Source organism: Telluria sp. LT2P80, from assembly GCF_059685955.1.
Genome location: NZ_JCASIO010000011.1, coordinates 15,915 through 32,460, shown reverse-complemented (window position 1 = coordinate 32,460; position 16,546 = coordinate 15,915). Strand labels below are relative to the sequence as shown.

At 63.0% G+C, this 16,546-nt stretch carries 18 protein-coding genes; 15 read left to right on the top strand and 3 right to left on the bottom strand.

Going from position 1 to position 16,546, the window contains the following annotated elements; genetic code table 11:
* Positions 1-4 precede the first annotated feature (4 nt).
* Positions 5-1,444: an alpha/beta fold hydrolase gene (locus tag AC56LW_RS21715; RefSeq protein WP_499637514.1), complete on the bottom strand. Its 1,440-nt coding sequence runs from the start codon at positions 1,442-1,444 to the stop codon at positions 5-7.
* A 264-nt stretch (positions 1,445-1,708) separates the two neighbouring features.
* Between AC56LW_RS21715 and rplM the strand changes: the two genes are divergently transcribed.
* The 4 genes from rplM to erpA all read left to right on the top strand — a co-directional run bounded on the left by rplM (position 1,709) and on the right by erpA (position 4,341).
* A complete protein-coding gene (gene rplM, locus AC56LW_RS21710; RefSeq protein WP_183556744.1) occupies positions 1,709-2,137 on the top strand; it encodes a 50S ribosomal protein L13 in 429 nt (142 codons plus the stop codon).
* A 9-nt stretch (positions 2,138-2,146) separates the two neighbouring features.
* Positions 2,147-2,539: a 30S ribosomal protein S9 gene (gene rpsI / locus AC56LW_RS21705; RefSeq protein ID WP_183556746.1), complete on the top strand. Its 393-nt coding sequence runs from the start codon at positions 2,147-2,149 to the stop codon at positions 2,537-2,539.
* Between the two features lie 166 nt (positions 2,540-2,705).
* Entirely contained in the window at positions 2,706-3,743 is a 1,038-nt protein-coding gene (gene argC / locus AC56LW_RS21700) for an N-acetyl-gamma-glutamyl-phosphate reductase (RefSeq protein ID WP_183556748.1), read from the top strand.
* 229 nt (positions 3,744-3,972) lie between these two features.
* A complete protein-coding gene (erpA, locus tag AC56LW_RS21695; protein ID WP_183556750.1) occupies positions 3,973-4,341 on the top strand; it encodes an iron-sulfur cluster insertion protein ErpA in 369 nt (122 codons plus the stop codon).
* 69 nt (positions 4,342-4,410) lie between these two features.
* Here the strand turns inward: erpA and AC56LW_RS21690 are convergent, their stop codons facing one another.
* Positions 4,411-5,508: an anhydro-N-acetylmuramic acid kinase gene (locus AC56LW_RS21690; RefSeq protein ID WP_499637511.1), complete on the bottom strand. Its 1,098-nt coding sequence runs from the start codon at positions 5,506-5,508 to the stop codon at positions 4,411-4,413.
* A gap of 89 nt (positions 5,509-5,597) precedes the next feature.
* Complete coding sequence (locus tag AC56LW_RS21685; RefSeq protein ID WP_332532567.1) at positions 5,598-6,962, bottom strand: M23 family metallopeptidase; 1,365 nt, start codon at positions 6,960-6,962, stop codon at positions 5,598-5,600.
* 180 nt (positions 6,963-7,142) lie between these two features.
* Here AC56LW_RS21685 and tyrS point away from each other — a divergent pair, with 180 nt between their 5' ends.
* The 11 genes from tyrS (at position 7,143) to AC56LW_RS21630 (ending at position 16,540) form a co-directional block, all read left to right on the top strand.
* Positions 7,143-8,372 (top strand): tyrosine--tRNA ligase, encoded by a 1,230-nt coding sequence (gene tyrS / locus AC56LW_RS21680; RefSeq protein WP_499637507.1) that lies wholly within the window; start codon positions 7,143-7,145, stop codon positions 8,370-8,372.
* On the top strand, positions 8,369-8,827 hold the full coding sequence (dtd, locus tag AC56LW_RS21675; protein ID WP_499637504.1) for a D-aminoacyl-tRNA deacylase: 459 nt from the start codon (positions 8,369-8,371) through the stop codon (positions 8,825-8,827). The genes tyrS and dtd overlap by 4 nt, the downstream gene beginning before the upstream one ends.
* Positions 8,828-8,873: 46 nt before the next feature.
* The gene (locus AC56LW_RS21670; RefSeq protein ID WP_499637501.1) at positions 8,874-9,539 is read left to right on the top strand and encodes a YbhB/YbcL family Raf kinase inhibitor-like protein; all 666 of its coding nucleotides are present in this window, start codon (positions 8,874-8,876) and stop codon (positions 9,537-9,539) included.
* A 42-nt stretch (positions 9,540-9,581) separates the two neighbouring features.
* Positions 9,582-10,256, top strand: a complete 675-nt coding sequence (locus AC56LW_RS21665) for a histidine phosphatase family protein (protein WP_499637498.1) — start codon at positions 9,582-9,584, stop codon at positions 10,254-10,256.
* Positions 10,257-10,538: 282 nt separating this feature from the next.
* Entirely contained in the window at positions 10,539-11,564 is a 1,026-nt protein-coding gene (gene dusB / locus AC56LW_RS21660) for a tRNA dihydrouridine synthase DusB (protein ID WP_499637495.1), read from the top strand.
* 116 nt (positions 11,565-11,680) lie between these two features.
* Entirely contained in the window at positions 11,681-11,914 is a 234-nt protein-coding gene (locus tag AC56LW_RS21655) for a helix-turn-helix domain-containing protein (protein WP_005667930.1), read from the top strand.
* Positions 11,915-12,005: 91 nt separating this feature from the next.
* The gene (purH, locus tag AC56LW_RS21650) at positions 12,006-13,592 is read left to right on the top strand and encodes a bifunctional phosphoribosylaminoimidazolecarboxamide formyltransferase/IMP cyclohydrolase (protein WP_499637492.1); all 1,587 of its coding nucleotides are present in this window, start codon (positions 12,006-12,008) and stop codon (positions 13,590-13,592) included.
* A gap of 137 nt (positions 13,593-13,729) precedes the next feature.
* On the top strand, positions 13,730-14,269 hold the full coding sequence (gene ruvC / locus AC56LW_RS21645; protein ID WP_183556793.1) for a crossover junction endodeoxyribonuclease RuvC: 540 nt from the start codon (positions 13,730-13,732) through the stop codon (positions 14,267-14,269).
* Positions 14,270-14,284: 15 nt separating this feature from the next.
* Entirely contained in the window at positions 14,285-14,863 is a 579-nt protein-coding gene (gene ruvA, locus AC56LW_RS21640) for a Holliday junction branch migration protein RuvA (RefSeq protein ID WP_332532574.1), read from the top strand.
* 13 nt (positions 14,864-14,876) lie between these two features.
* On the top strand, positions 14,877-15,953 hold the full coding sequence (ruvB, locus tag AC56LW_RS21635; protein WP_332532575.1) for a Holliday junction branch migration DNA helicase RuvB: 1,077 nt from the start codon (positions 14,877-14,879) through the stop codon (positions 15,951-15,953).
* A 74-nt stretch (positions 15,954-16,027) separates the two neighbouring features.
* Positions 16,028-16,540: a hypothetical protein gene (locus tag AC56LW_RS21630; RefSeq protein WP_499637488.1), complete on the top strand. Its 513-nt coding sequence runs from the start codon at positions 16,028-16,030 to the stop codon at positions 16,538-16,540.
* The last annotated feature ends 6 nt before the right edge of the window (positions 16,541-16,546 follow it).

Sequence of the window (16,546 nt, the reverse complement as noted above, 5' to 3'; positions counted from 1 at the left end):
AATCTTATGGTTGCGGCCCGGCGCTGCCGAGCTGGAAGGTGGGCGCCGGGATCTCGGCCATGCAGGCCGCGTCGAGCTTGTCCTGCGGATGGTCCAGAAAAGCGCGCAGCAGGCGCGGTGCGCAGCCCAGTTGCGAGACGCCGTGGCCGGCATTGGCCACCACGATCTGCTGGGCGTGCGCCATCGACCTGGCGGCGCTCGCGGCGCGGTGTGGCGGCGTGACCGGATCGAGCGCGCCCGAGAGCAGCAGGGCCGGTGCGTCGATGCGGGTCGGTTCTGCATACGGCACGGCCGGCACCTTGATGTCGTCCCTGCACAGCTTCGGCATCATCTCGGCCAGCGGTCGCGCCAGCACGGCAGCGTCAGCCTTCATTAACTCGGGCGTGAAACGGGGCACGTCTTCGGCGCACACCACGGCGAAGTGCAGCAGCATCGACATGCTCGCATCGTTGCCGAAGTCACCGGCCAGGTTCTGGCGCGCGATGAACGGCTGCCAGCGCCCTTGGCTCGCGTTATGGATCAGGAATGGCAGGCGCCGCGCATCGGCCGGCGCATACAGGATGTTGTGGACGGTGCCCAGGAAGCGGTCGGACGACATCGTGAAACTGGTCTGCTCGGCCGTGCGCGGATTGGGCAGCGACAGGCGCAGGTCGCCCGCTTCGAGCCGGGTGACCAGGCCATCGAATTCGGTGCGCAGGTTCGGGTACGCCTTGTGGCAGGCGGCGTCCTTGGCGCAGGCGGCAAACACGCCGTCGAGCGCGGTCTGCGAGTCGCGGCCCCCGGCCGGGATGACCTGGTCGGGCGCGGCCACGCCGTCGAGCACGAGGGCGCGTACGCTGGATGGATAGGCGCGGGCGTAGGTTTGCGCCAGGCGCGTGCCGTACGAGCCGCCCCACAGATTGACCTGGCCGTAGCCCAGCGCAAGGCGCACGCGTTCGAGGTCGCGCGCGGCGGCCAGCGTGGTGTACGCACTCAAAGGCGACTTGTTGGCCGCGATACAGGCGCGCAGTTCGGCCATCAGTTCGGCGTCGCCCATGGTTTCGTGTTCGGGCTTGCTGACGCAGCCGAGTTTGCCCGAGCGGCCGGTGCCGCGCTGGTCGATGAAGACGATGTCGCGCGTGGCGCGCACGCGGTCGAACGCGGCCTTGAGCAGCAGCAGCACATCGCTGCCCGCCTGGCCCGGGCCACCGGCCAGCACGAACAGCGGATCGGTACGGCTGCCCTGGCGGAAGGCCGGGGCCACGGTCACATGCAGCGCCAGCGTTGGACCCTGCGGCTTTGCATGGTCGAGCGGCACCGTCACGCTGACGCAGCGCAGCGCCTCGACCACACCGGGCAGGTGGCAGCTGCGGTCCGTCTTGGCCGGTGCAGCAGCGCTGGCGCTACCCGCGGCCAGCAGCAGCGGCAGCGCCAGCAGGGTGGGCAAAATCTTGAATATCGTCACGACATCTCCTCAGGTTGCAACGATGATAAGTTCGCGTTGTTTCTATGGTCAACCCATTGTTTCAACTATGCATCAAGGCATGCGGACCGGGTCAGGATTGTGGTCGCGCTGGCCCCTGAAAATCACCAGATGGCGATTGACGGCAGTGCCCGTGCAGGTTATGATCGTCGGCTTTCCGTTTGCTCAGGAAAAGATAACAAGGCCGAGTCCGCTGAAGTACAGGGCGGAACCACCATTTGAGCAATTTTTTATTTTGGAATAAACATGAAAACTTTTTCCGCTAAGGGCCATGAAGTCCAGCGCGACTGGTTTGTCATTGACGCGACGGACCTGGTCCTCGGACGTGTTGCCAGCGAAGTGGCACTCCGACTGCGCGGCAAGCACAAGCCGGAATTCACCCCGCACGTCGACACCGGTGACTTCATCGTTGTGATCAATGCAGGCAAACTGCGTGTGACCGGTACCAAGGCCACCGAAAAAACGTACTACCGTCACTCGGGCTACCCGGGCGGTATCTACGAAACGAACTTCCTGAAAATGCAACAGCGTTTCCCAGGTCGCGCACTCGAGAAAGCGGTCAAGGGCATGCTGCCTAAAGGCCCACTCGGCTACGCAATGATCAAGAAGCTGAAAGTGTACGCGGAAGGTTCGCACCCACACGCTGCTCAGCAACCACAAGCACTGACCCTCTAAGGAACTGACATGATCGGTAACTACAACTACGGCACCGGCCGTCGCAAGAGTGCAGTCGCTCGCGTGTTCATCAAAACTGGCACCGGCCTGATCATCGTGAACGGCAAGCCTGCTTCGGAATACTTCTCGCGCGAAACCGGCCTGATGGTCATTCGCCAGCCGCTGGAACTGACCGGCAACGTCGAGCGTTTTGACATCAAAGTCAACGTGCACGGCGGCGGCGAGTCGGGCCAGGCTGGCGCCGTCCGTCACGGCATCACCCGCGCTCTGATCGACTACGACGCAGCACTGAAGCCAGATCTGGCCCGTGCTGGCTTCGTCACCCGCGATGCGCGTGAAGTCGAGCGTAAAAAAGTTGGTCTGCGCAAAGCACGTCGCGCAAAGCAATTCTCGAAGCGTTAATTCGCTGTTGCCAGCGCCTTTGGGCGCTGTGCCGAAAAAGCCGTCCACCGCAAGGTTGGGCGGCTTTTTTGCTTTTCAGAGCGGTACGCCCCGCATTTCCCAGGCTGTTAAAATGCACCCTTCGTCCTGAAAGCAGGGCCTTTCTACCATTATCGAGGAACAGAACATGATCAAAGTTGGCATCGTTGGCGGCACCGGATACACGGGCGTGGAATTGCTGCGGCTGTTGGCCGTGCATCCGGATGTGCAACTGACGGCAATTACGTCGCGCAAGGAAGACGGCCTGCCGGTGGCCGACATGTTCCCGTCGCTGCGCGGCCGCGTCGACCTGGCGTTTTCGAGCCCTGATAAAGCCGACCTGAAAAGCTGCGACGTCGTGTTCTTCGCCACCCCGCACGGCGTGGCGATGGCGCAGGCGCCCGAGCTGCTGGCAGCCGGCGTGAAAGTGATCGACCTGGCGGCCGACTTCCGCCTGAAAGACCAGGCTACGTTCGAAAAATGGTACAAGATCGACCACACGGCGCCCGAACTGCTTGAAGAAGCCGTGTACGGCCTGGCAGAGCTGAACCGTGACGCGATCAAGGGCGCGCGCCTGATCGCCAACCCGGGCTGCTACCCGACCACGATGCAGCTTGGCTACTACCCGTTGCTCAAGGCCGGCATCATCGACGCGGGCAACCTGATCGCCGACTGCAAGTCGGGCGTGTCGGGTGCCGGTCGCAAGGCCGAGATCGCCACGCTGTTCTCCGAGTCGAGCGACAACTTCAAGGCCTATGGTGTGAGCGGTCACCGCCACACGCCGGAAACGACGGCACAGCTGGCGCGCTTCACCGACCAGAAGGTCGGCCTGATCTTCACGCCGCACCTGGTGCCGATGATCCGCGGCATGCACGCGACGCTGTACGCGCGCCTGACGAAAGAGATCGACGATGCGGCGCTGCAGGCGCTGTTCGAAGATGAATACAAGGACAGCGAGTTCGTCGACGTGATGCCGTTCGGCTCGCACCCTGAGACGCGTTCGACCCGCGGCTCGAACGTGCTGCGCCTGGCGCTGCATCGCCCGGATGGCGGCGACACGGTCGTGATCCTGGTGGTGCAGGACAATCTGGTCAAGGGCGCATCGGGTCAGGCCGTGCAGTGCATGAACCTGATGTTCGGGCTGGATGAAGCGACTGGGCTGAAGCAGATCGCGCTGCTGCCGTAACAGGCGTCGCTGGTGCCTGCCAGACTTGAATTGCGGCCACTTGGCCGCATATTCGAGGCTACTGCACCAGCTCTTGCAGAAGGATCATGTCCTCTTGATATCATCAAGGGACGGTACCCTGTCTGAGTGACAACTGGTGTCTCATCTGGCCGACTTTCCCTGAGGGTCGGCAGCATGAGTTCCCCCAACCGTCTATAATGGGCGGAGTTTGATTATCCAGGAGCATTCCATGACCGCAGTCGCCGAAGTAGTAGATTTCGACACGATTCCCGTACCAATCAACTTCACCGACAGCGCGGCACAGAAAGTGGCCCAGCTGATCGAAGAAGAAGGCAACCCCGACCTCAAGCTGCGCGTCTTCGTGCAGGGCGGCGGCTGCTCGGGCTTCCAGTATGGCTTCACCTTCGACGAGATCATCAACGACGATGACACGACGATGGAAAAAGCAGGCGTCCAGCTGTTGATCGATTCGATGAGCTACCAGTATCTGGTCGGCGCTGAAATCGACTACAAGGATGACCTCGAAGGCGCGCAGTTCGTGATCAAGAACCCGAACGCCACCTCGACCTGCGGTTGCGGTTCGTCGTTCTCGGCGTAAGCAGCGCAGCGCTGCCCGGCAATTGCCGGAGTATCGAAAAAGGCCCGCTTCGAGCGGGCCTTTTTGCGTTCACGCCGGGTACAGCGCACCCAGGACACGCAGGCCGCGTGCGCCCGTGACGGCTGGCAGATTGCCTGGTTCGCGCTGCGTAAAACGCCAACCCAGCCAGGCGAACGCGAGCGCCTCGACCCTGTTCGGCGCCACGCCCAGTTCGGCCGTCGATACCACTTTTACACCATCGAGTTCGGCGCTGATGGCGCGCAGCAGCGCGCCGTTATAGGCGCCCCCACCGCACACGTACACCGCATCCGGCGCGATGCCTTCATCACGGATGGCGCGTGCGATCGTCACAGCCGTCAGGCGCGTGAGTGTGGCCTGGACGTCGGCCGGGGCGACATCGTGGAAAGCGGCCAGCCTGGCATCGAGCCAGTCCGCATGGAACAGGTCGCGCCCCGTGCTCTTGGGTGCCGGCAGCGCAAAGTACGCCTCATCGAGCAACGCTGCCAGCAATGGCGGGTGCACGGTCCCACTCGCTGCCCAGGCGCCATCCTCGTCATAGGCGCGGCCTTGGTGGCGCGCGATCCACAGATCCATCAAGACATTGCCCGGACCGGTATCGAAGCCGGTCACGCGCCCGTCGCCATGCAGCACGCTGATATTGCCAATGCCGCCGATATTCACAACGACACGCGCGGTGCCTGGCGCGCCGAATGCGGCCGCGTGAAAGGCCGGCACCAGCGGCGCACCCTGGCCACCGGCAGCGACATCGCGGCTGCGAAAGTCGGCGATCACGTCCAGGCCGGTGAGTTCGGCCAGCAGCGCCGGATTATTGGTCTGGCGCGTAAAGCCCAGTTCGGGGCGATGGCGGATCGTCTGGCCATGCACGGCCACGGCAGCGACCTTGCCGGGGCTGGACGGCAACAGCGCACGTACGCAGTCGGCATACGCCAGTGCCAGCGCATTGGCGGCCAGCGCCTCACGCTCGAGCTCATTGTGGCTGGCTGCCTGCAGCGCCATCAGCTCATCGCGCAAGTCGGCAGGAAAGGGCGTGAACGCGGCTGCAATCGTGCGGATCGCGCCTTGCGAAAAGTCGGCCAGCACGCCATCGACGCCGTCGAGGCTGGTGCCTGACATCAGGCCGATGAAAAGGGAAGGGGTCTCGGTCATGGTGTTATGAAAAAATCAGGCCATACAAAGCAAAACGCCCTCCGGCATCGAGATGCAGCGGAGGGCGTCGGGACAGGGGTGAAGCTGTCTTAGCGGGCGGCCATGGCCGAACCGCTTGGACCCAGCAGCGAGAAGCGGTGATTCATCTCGGCGGCAGCCATGCGGAAACGACCCAGTTCAGCCTGGCTCAGCGGTTGCTGTGCCAGCGACTTGTACTGGTTTGGATCCTTGGCCACGCCTGCAACACGGAATTCGTAGTGCAGGTGCGCGCCGGTCGACCAGCCGGTCGAACCGACGTAGCCGATGACCTGACCCTGGCTGATCTTGGCGCCCTTGCGCAGGCCCGGTGCGATACGGCTCATGTGCGCGTAGGCGGTGCTATATGCCGACCAGTGCTTGAGCACGACCATATTGCCGTAGCCATTGCCGTTGCCGGCGAAGTCGACGGTAGCGTCAGCCACGGCGCGGATCGGGGTGCCGGTCGATGCTGCGTAATCGACGCCCTTGTGCGCTTTCCATTTGCCCGACAGCGGGTGCACGCGCATCGAGAAGCCCGACGAAATGCGCGAGTACTCGAGTGGCGACTTCAGGAAGGCCTTTTTCAGCGCCTTGCCGTCCAGGGTGTAGTAACCGCCCTGTTTGGTGATCGGATCTTCATACCAGACCGACTGGTACGCCACGCCACGGTTGACGAACTCGCCAGCCAGGATGCGGCCGGTCTTGACCTGTTCGCCGTCGAGCCAGAAGGTCTCGTAGACCACATTGAAGCGGTCACCGCGCTTGACGTCGGTGCGGAAGTCGATATCGGTCGAGAACATCTCGATGATCTGGCCAACGATCGAATCGGGCAGGCTGCCGCCGTCGACGTTGGAGTCGGTCGCTGCATACAGCGACGACGCGATGTCGCGCGAGCGCATTTCGACGCGACGCTCGAGCTTGGCCGGCGCTTCGAGGGCGACGAACGATTCGCCCTTGCGTTCGACGCTGATCGTGCGTGCGTTGCCGTTCTTGCCATCGATGACGGTGGCGCGCATCGACAGCAGCAGGCCGTTTTCATCGGTCTCGGCCTGGATACGCTTGCCGGTCTGGAGCGACAGCAGGCGACGTGCCAGCTTGTCGGAACGAACGAATTTCTGTGCCTGTGCATCTTCGATGCCAAGGCGGGTGAAGAGCGAGCCGAGCGAATCGCCGCGGCGGATGCGTTCTTCGTGGATGAATTGCTGCTCGTCTTGCTGGAGCGCGGCGATCTGGGATGCCAGATTTGGCAGTTCCAGGTTCGTCGCGACCGAGGTCACGGGCAGGTCGGAAGGATCGTTGGCGATCGGGGCGACACCTACTGCGCCAAAGGCGCACATGCTCAGGAAGACGGCGCCGGCGCTCAAAACGCGGGCTTTGCGGGTCTTCGGCACCAGCTGCAGCAGTGTCTGACGGGTAATTTTCTGTATAGGGTTCATGCAATCAGTTAAAATTTGCGGCTGAACTTTCAAGGGCCATGTTCATGACGTTTAACAAAGTTTTCTTTGGGAAACGAAAACAGGATCGTGAATTATACCAAAAGATGTGGTCCTACAACCGTTTTAGCCAATTTCCTACACGAATTTATGACCTCAACAGCAGTTCCTGGCGGCAATTCCATGGTAAATGCGCCTGTGCGCCTTCCTCTGACTGACCGCGTTCTCGAGTCCCTCGCCATCGCAAAAAGGGGTGTGGACGAGTTGCTGGTCGAGGCCGATTTTGCGCAAAAACTGGCGCGGTCGGAGCAAACCGGCACACCGCTGCGCATCAAACTGGGTCTGGACCCAACGGCGCCAGACCTGCATCTGGGTCACACCGTGGTGCTGAACAAGTTGCGTCAATTGCAAGATCTGGGTCACCAGGTGATCTTCTTGATCGGTGACTTCACGTCGATGATTGGCGACCCCTCGGGGCGCAACGCCACCCGGCCGCCGCTGACGCGCGAGCAGGTCGAAGAAAACGCGATGACGTACTTCCGTCAGGCATCGCTGGTGCTGGACGCCGGCCGCACCGAGATGCGCTACAACTCGGAGTGGTGCGACCCGCTCGGCGCACGCGGCATGATTCAGCTGGCGTCGCGCTATACAGTTGCGCGCATGATGGAGCGCGACGATTTCACCAAGCGCTACAAGAGTGGGACACCGATCGCCGTGCATGAGTTCCTGTATCCGCTGATGCAGGGCTACGATTCGGTCGCATTGAAGTCCGACCTTGAGCTGGGTGGAACGGACCAGAAATTCAACTTGCTGGTTGGCCGCGAACTGCAGAAGGACTATGGCCAGGAGCCGCAGTGCATCCTGACCATGCCACTGCTCGAAGGCCTGGATGGCGTCGAGAAGATGTCCAAGTCGAAGAACAACTACATCGGCATCACCGAAGCACCGAACACCATGTTCGGCAAGCTGATGAGCATTTCGGACGACATGATGTGGAAGTACTTCAATTTGCTGTCGTTCCGCTCGCTGGACGACATTGCACAACTGAAGGCGACGATCGACGGCGGCGCCAACCCGCGCGACGCCAAGGTGGCGCTGGGCAAGGAAATCGTGACGCGCTTCCACTCGGCCCAGGCGGCGGACGATGCGCTGGCCGACTTCGTCAACCGTTCCAAGGGTGGCATTCCTGACGACGTGCCGGAAGTGGCGCTGTCGGGCGCGCCGATGGGCGTGGCGCAATTGCTCAAGCAAGCTGGCCTGTGTGCATCGACGTCGGAAGCCATGCGCATGGTCGACCAGGGCGGTGTGCGCATCGATGGCGCCGTCGTGGCTGATAAAGCGTTGCAGGTGGCTTCCGGCACGCTCGTCGTGCAGGTGGGCAAGCGCAAGTTCGCGCGCGTGACGCTGGCATGATCGGCCTGCTGCAACGCGTGAGCGAAGCGGCAGTGCGCGTCGATGGCGCGACCGTTGGCGCCATCGGTCCCGGCCTCTTGGTATTGCTGTGCGCCGAAAAGGGTGACACCGAGCGCGAAGCCGATTTGCTGCTGACCAAATTGCTCGGTTACCGCGTCTTTTCGGATGAGGCCGGCAAGATGAATCGCAGCCTGGCCGACGTCAATGGCGGCCTGCTGCTGGTGCCGCAATTCACGCTCGCGGCCGATACCAAATCCGGCACGCGGCCATCGTTCACGCCAGCGGCAGCACCGGAAGACGGCCGGCGCCTGTTCGACCACGTGGTGCGCCAGGCCCGCACGCGCCACGCCCAGGTGGAAACCGGCGTGTTCGGCGCCGACATGAAGGTGTCGCTCATCAATGACGGGCCGGTGACATTCTGGCTGCGGGTTGATCCGGTCGTGACAACGCGCTGAAACCCCGGCTGGCTGCAGGTGTCAAAACCAGTAGCCGGGAGGAGCCATGCGCATCTGGAGCAATTCGTTTACCAACGGGGCCGCCATTCCCGCCGCCTGCGCGTTTGCCGTGGGCGACTCTGCCGCCCACGTCAGGCTGTCAAGCAATCGCAACCCGCACATCGCCTGGGACGACGTACCGAACGGCACCGAATCGCTGGTGCTGGTCTGCCACGATCCCGACGTCCCGCGCGATGGCCGCCGCGTCAATGTCGACGGCTGCACGGTGCCGCTGAGGGCGCCGCGCATCGATTTTTTCCACTGGACGCTGGCCGATATCCCTGTGTGCCTCACGACGCTGGCCGAGGGCAGGTTTTCCAATCGCGTCACGCCGCATGGCAAACCGGGGCCGCTGGTGCCATTCACCATCAAGAACGGCACCGAGCACCAGTTGCGCCATGGCCTCAATGACTATACCGACTGGTTTGCCGGCGCGCCCGGTATGGCCGGCGAGTTCTATGGCTATGACGGCCCGTGTCCACCCTGGAACGACGAGCGCGTGCACCACTATGTCTTTACCCTGTATGCGCTCGATATGCCACGCCTGCCGCTCACGGGCCGCTTCACGGGGCCCGAGGCGCGCATGGCGATCTACGGGCACATCCTCGACGAGGCGTGCATCTTCGGCACCTATGCACTCAATCCCCACGCCGTCGCCGATCTGCCAAAATAGCGCTTCCATCCGATTGCCCCGAGGTTCGGGCACAAGAACCTCATGACCATGACCACAGCGCCCCGGGGCGCGACCACGATCCTGCTCATCCGCCACGGCGAAACCGCCTGGAATGCCGAACGCCGGCTGCAGGGCCATCTCGATATCCCGCTCAACGCCGAAGGCGAGCGCCAGGCAGCGCTGCTTGGCACGGCACTGGCCGGTGAAGCCATCGACCACGTGCTGTCCAGCGACCTGGGCCGTGCCCGGCAGACTGCCGAGGCGATCCTGCGCGCGCGCGGTATCGCCTCGGCTGTGCAGGTTGATCCGCAATTGCGCGAACGCTGCTATGGCGGCTTCGAAGGCTTGCTCTATAGTGAGATCGCGGCCCGCTATCCGGCGGACTTTGTCGCCTGGCAAGCGCGCAATGTCGATGCGACCCTGCCACCGGGTAAGAACCACGGTGAATCGTTCCGTGCCTTTTTCGACCGCGTCACGACGGCGATCGCGGCACATGCCGCACGCCATCCAGGGCAGACGCTGGCGCTGGTGGCACACGGTGGCGTGCTCGAGTGCGCCTACCGGGCCGCACTGGGCCTGTCACTGGACACCCCGCGCGACTTCAAGGTGCACAATGCCAGCATCAACCGCTTTGCGGTCGGGCAGGGCAAGCTGCGCCTGACGAGCTGGGGCGAAGTCGAGCACCTGCGGCAACCCGCCCTCGACGAGTTGCCGTAGGGTGGAAGGCTCCGCCTTCCACGCGGTGATGGTTGGCGGTGGGGTTATCCGGCACGCAACCGGCACCGATTGGTTGGCGGTGGGCTCGCCCCTCGCGTGACCGGCGCCGATAGCGATCGCCGCGTGGACGGCAAAGCCGTCCACCCTACGTGAGCGTCTCATTCCCCATTTCCTGGCCTTGCCAATATCGCACACACAACAATTTGAAAAATTGTGCTGATAAATTGAGCAGCGCTTGAGGTAAAATAGCAGGTTCCCGTGTCACTTTTGAGTCTGCCCGCTGTGCAAATAGGTCCTTATCTCCTGCGTAATAACGTCTTTGTCGCGCCGATGGCTGGTGTGACGGACCGTCCGTTCCGGCAACTGTGCAAGCAGCTCGGCGCGGGCTATGCGGTGTCCGAGATGGCCGCGTCCAATCCGCGCCTGTGGGCCAGCGAAAAGACGTCGCGCCGGATCGACCACGCGGGCGAGATGGAGCCCAAGGCGGTGCAGATCGCCGGCGCCGATCCGAAAGACCTTGCCGATTGTGCGAAGTTCAACGTCGAGCGTGGCGCGCAGATCATCGACATCAACATGGGTTGCCCGGTCAAGAAAGTCTGCAACAGCTGGTGCGGGTCGGCCCTGTTGCAGCACGAAGACCTGGTCGAGCGCATCCTGCACGCGGTGGTCGAGGCCGTCGACGTGCCGGTCACGCTGAAGTTCCGCACTGGCTGGGATCGCCAAAACAAGAACGCACTGCGCATCGCGCGCCTGGCCGAGCAGGCCGGCATCCAGATGCTGACCCTGCACGGTCGCACCCGGGCCGACGGCTACAAGGGCGACGCCGAGTACGACACCATCCGCGCCGTGAAGGCGTCGGTCGGCATCCCGGTGGTGGCCAATGGGGACATCACCACGCCCGAGAAGGCCAAGTTCGTGCTCGACTACACGGGAGCGGACGCTGTCATGATCGGCCGGGCGGCCCAGGGCCGGCCATGGATCTGCCGCGAAATCGACCACTTCCTGCGCACGGGCGAGTACATGCCGGCGCCGCTGGTGGAAGAAGTGCGCGAACTGATGCACGAGCACTTGCCGGCGCACTATGCCTTCTATGGCGAGTTCATCGGCGTACGCACCGCGCGCAAGCACATCGGCTGGTATGTCCAGGATCTGCCGGATGGCGAGGAATTCCGTCAGCGCATGAATCTGCTGGAATCGACCGCCGAGCAACTTGCGGCGATGGATGACTTCCTGAAATCCCAGCACCGCCATGGCGAGCGGTTACAATACCGCCCCGCGCTTCCCGCCGTGGACGCGATCGCGGCATAGAAGACCAGCACAACAAGCGACAAGAAGAACAATTGGGGACGCGCTGCCCGCAGATGCAGCAAGCCAGTGCAGCAAGCCGGGCAGCAATCACACAACCAGGATGAAGCAGCAAAGACATGAGCAAAGAAAGTATCCAGGAAGTCGTCCAGAAGAGTCTTGAAGACTATTTCAACGATCTCGGCGAGCAAAAACCGACCAACATCTACGACATGATGGTGTTGACCGTCGAAAAGCCCGTCCTCGAAGTGGTCATGTCGCGCGCCGACGGCAACCAGTCGCATGCCGCGCAGATGCTGGGCATCAATCGCAATACATTGCGCAAGAAACTGCAAGAGCACGGGCTGCTCTAAGCGTTGCCGGTTGGCTGCGCTTCCTGCGCGGCCCCGGAGACCCAACGGTCTCCACGTCCGGCGCCAGGAATTCTCAACCATAGGCCTCACCATGATCAAACAAGCTCTCATTTCCGTATCCGACAAGACCGGCGTGCTCGATTTCGCGCGCGCCCTGAACCAGCTGGGCGTGAACATCCTGTCCACTGGCGGCACCGCCAAGTTGCTGCAAGAAAATGGCGTGCCAGTCACGGAAGTGGCCGATTACACCGGTTTCCCGGAAATGCTCGATGGCCGCGTCAAGACGCTGCACCCGAAAGTGCACGGCGGCATCCTGGCCCGTCGCGATTTCCCCGAGCACATCGCGAAACTGGAAGAGCACAATATTCCGCAGATCGACATGGTCGTGGTCAATCTGTACCCGTTCCAGCAAACCGTCGCCAAAGAGCAATGCTCGCTGGAAGATGCAATCGAGAACATCGACATCGGTGGCCCGACCATGCTGCGTTCGGCCGCCAAGAACCACCGCGATGTGGTCGTGGTCGTCGATCCGGCCGACTACGGCGTCGTGCTGGCGGAAATGAAGGGCTCGGGCGGCGACGCCGGTCCGGTCAGCTACGAGACCAAGTTCCGCCTGGCCAAGAAAGTCTTCGCGCATACCGCCCAGTACGACGGCGCGATCACCAATTACCTGACCAGCCTGGGCGAAGACCGCGCACACGTGACCCGCTCGAACTTCCCGGCTACGCTGAACATGGGCTTCGAGAAAGTCCAGGAAATGCGCTACGGCGAAAACCCGCACCAGGGCGCCGCCTTCTACCGCGACCTCGTCACGATCGACGGCGCACTGGCCAACTACCGCCAGCTGCAGGGTAAAGAGCTGTCTTACAACAATATCGCCGATGCCGATGCGGCCTGGGAATGCGTCAAGTCGCTCGGCGGCCTCGGCCAGGCGGCCGGTTGCGTGATCGTCAAGCATGCCAATCCATGCGGTGTGGCCATCGGCGTCGATGCACTGGACGCCTACTCGCGCGCGCTGCAGACCGATCCGACCTCGGCCTTTGGCGGCATCATCGCCTTCAACGTCGAAGTCGATGGCAAGGCAGCCGAAGCGTTGGCCAAGCTGTTCGTCGAAGTGCTGATCGCGCCGAGTTTTACCGCCGAAGCGCGCCAGATCATGTCGGCCAAGCAGAACGTGCGTCTGCTGGAAATCGCGCTGGGCGCCGGCCAGAATGCCTACGACGTCAAGCGCGTTGGCGGCGGCCTGCTGGTGCAGTCGCCGGACGCGAAGAACGTCGGCATGGAAGACCTGCGCGTCGTCTCCAAGCTGCAGCCATCGCCGCAGCAACTGCAAGACCTGATGTTTGCCTGGCGCGTGGCCAAGTTCGTCAAGTCGAACGCGATCGTGTTCTGCGGTAACGGCATGACGCTGGGTGTTGGCGCCGGCCAGATGAGCCGCATCGACTCGGCGCGCATTGCGTCGATCAAGGCCCAGAACGCCGGCCTGAGCTTGACCGGCTCGGCCGTGGCGTCGGATGCATTCTTCCCGTTCCGTGATGGCCTGGACGTCGTCGTCGATGCCGGCGCGACCTGCGTGATCCACCCGGGTGGCTCGATGCGCGACCAGGAAGTCATCGATGCCGCTGACGAGCGCGGCGTCGTCATGCTGTACACGGGCACGCGTCACTTCCGTCATTGATTCATTGGCGAGGCGAGGGCCGCGGGAAACCTGCCGCCCTGGCTGGCGTCCAACGGGGGCGTACCGAAATGGTGCGCCCCTGTGTTTTTGCACAGTATTTTTCCCACGAACACCCCCAGCCGGGGTAACATTCCAGCATGATTATTCTCGGCATCGACCCGGGCCTGCGCACGACGGGGTTCGGCGTCATTGAAAAACACGGCACGAAGCTGCGCTACATCGCTTCGGGCACCATCAAGACCGGGCTGGAAGGCGCCTTGCCGCCACGCCTGAAAGTCATCCTGCACGGCGTCAGCGAGATCATCGCGACCTACCAGCCCGCCTGTTCCGCCATCGAAAAAGTGTTCGTCAACGTCAATCCGCAATCGACCCTGCTGCTGGGCCAGGCGCGCGGCGCGGCCATCACGGCGCTCGTGGGTGCCGATCTCGATGTGGCCGAATACACGGCGGTGCAGGTCAAGCAAGCGGTGGTGGGCACGGGCCGCGCGGCCAAGCCGCAGGTGCAGGACATGGTTGCGCGCCTGCTCAAGCTGCCGGGCCTGCCGGGCAGCGATGCCGCCGATGCGCTCGGCGTCGCGATCTGCCATGCCCACACGATCGACACGCTGGCCCTCTTGGGCGCGATTGCGCCCGACATGATCGGGCTGCGCATGAAAAACAGCCGTCTCGTCTCATAACAAGGAACTCATTCGATGATCGGTCGTCTCTCCGGAACCCTGCTCGAAAAAGCGCCGCCGCACGTGCTGGTGGATTGCAATGGCGTCGGCTATGAAGTCGATGTGCCGATGAGCACGTTCTACAACCTGCCGCACACGGGCGAAAAAGTCGTGCTGTTTACGCACCTGACCGTGCGCGAAGATGCGCACCTGCTGTTCGGTTTTGGCACCGCGTCTGAACGCGCGCTGTTCCGGCAACTGATCAAGATCACCGGTGTCGGCGCACGCATGGCGCTGTCGATCCTGTCCGGCATGACCGTGGCCGAGCTGTCGCAAGCCGTCACGTTGCAAGAGACGGGCCGCCTGGTCAAGGTGCCCGGCATCGGCAAGAAGACCGCCGAGCGCCTGCTGCTCGAACTCAAGGGCAAACTCGGCGCCGATATCGGCATGGTGGCCGGTGTCCCGCGCGACGACACGCAGACCGACGTGCTCAACGCGCTTGCCGCGCTGGGTTACTCCGACAAGGAAGCGCTGCTCGCGATCAAGAACATGCCAGCCGGCGCCAGCGTCTCGGATGGCATCAAATTTGCGCTCAAGGCGCTCTCCAAAGCCTGACCGGATGTAAGCAATGAGTATCCAGACCGACAACTTTACCGAACAGCGCGTGATCGACGCTGCGCCGGCCTCGCCCAACGAAGAGGCGATCGAGCGCGCGCTGCGGCCCAAGCAGCTCGACGAATACGTAGGCCAGGAAAAAATCCGCGACCAGCTCGAGATTTTCATCACGGCCGCGCGCAACCGGCGCGAGGCGCTCGACCACACGCTGCTGTTCGGGCCACCGGGCCTGGGCAAGACGACGCTCGCGCACATCATCGCGCGCGAGATGGGCGTGAACCTGCGCCAGACCTCGGGCCCCGTGCTCGAACGTCCGGGCGACCTGGCGGCATTGCTGACCAATCTCGAGCCGAACGACGTGCTGTTCATCGACGAGATCCACCGCCTGTCGCCGGTGGTCGAAGAGATCCTGTACCCGGCGCTCGAGGATTACCAGATCGACATCATGATCGGCGAAGGCCCGGCCGCGCGCTCGGTCAAGCTCGACCTGCAGCCGTTCACGCTGGTGGGCGCGACCACGCGCGCCGGCATGCTGACCAATCCGCTGCGCGACCGTTTCGGCATCGTGGCGCGCCTGGAGTTTTACAACGTCCCCGAGCTGACCAAGATCGTGCTGCGCAGCGCCGCGCTGCTGGTGGCGCCGATCGACGAAGAAGGCGCGCGCGAAGTGGCCAAGCGCGCCCGCGGCACGCCGCGTATTGCCAACCGCCTGCTGCGCCGCGTGCGCGATTTCGCGCAGGTGAAAGGCACGGGCGAGATCACGCGCGACATCGCCGACCGCGCATTGAAAATGCTCGACGTCGACAGCGTGGGCTTTGACGTCATGGACCGCAAGCTGCTCGAAGCAGTGCTGTTCAAGTTTGCCGGCGGCCCGGTCGGCATCGGCAACCTGGCAGCCGCCATCGGCGAAGCGGCCGACACGATCGAAGACGTGCTCGAACCCTTCCTGATCCAGCAAGGCTATCTGCAGCGCACCCCGCGCGGGCGCATTGCGACGCCGCTGGCCTACCAGCACTTTGGCGTGACGGCGCCGCGCATCAGCCCGACGGGCGACCTGTGGGACAGTCTGCCGCCAGGGCAGGGCGGCTGAAGTGGCTCGTGGCCTGATGTGACTTCGTGCGCGCGATGGTCAGAACACAGCAACATTCTCTTTTTGGAGCAATCGTGAAAATGCTATTCCCGGCCGCCCTGGCCCTGGCCCTGCTGGGCTGCGCCGCGCTGCCAATCCAGGGCGACGCACCATCTCCCCTGGGAGACGGCGTATGGTCAGGGACGTTGACGTCGCAAACGATCAGCCCTGATGATTCGGTGGCGGAAGGCACGTCGGACCTTCTGGTCGCGAGCTGCAAGGGCGTCGTACGCATCTGGGCGAGAGACGTGGGCCCCCAATTCCCGGATAGCGCCTATGTGCGACTGGGGACGAAATACCGCGTCCAATCGCTTCCTGACAGTCACATGATTTACTATCTCCACGCAGCGCCGACGCAGCCTGATTGGGTGGAAATCCAGACTTATGCGTTTCTCGAGCTCGATGCGGATACCGCCGCACTGCAATGGAGTCGCGCTGTCAACAATCGCGATATCGATGGCGCCGCACAGGGCCGCTATTTTTTCAGTCAGGGCACTACCCGACTGAAACGTGTGAACCGTGACTGCAGTAGCAGGCTGATGGAGTAAGCATCG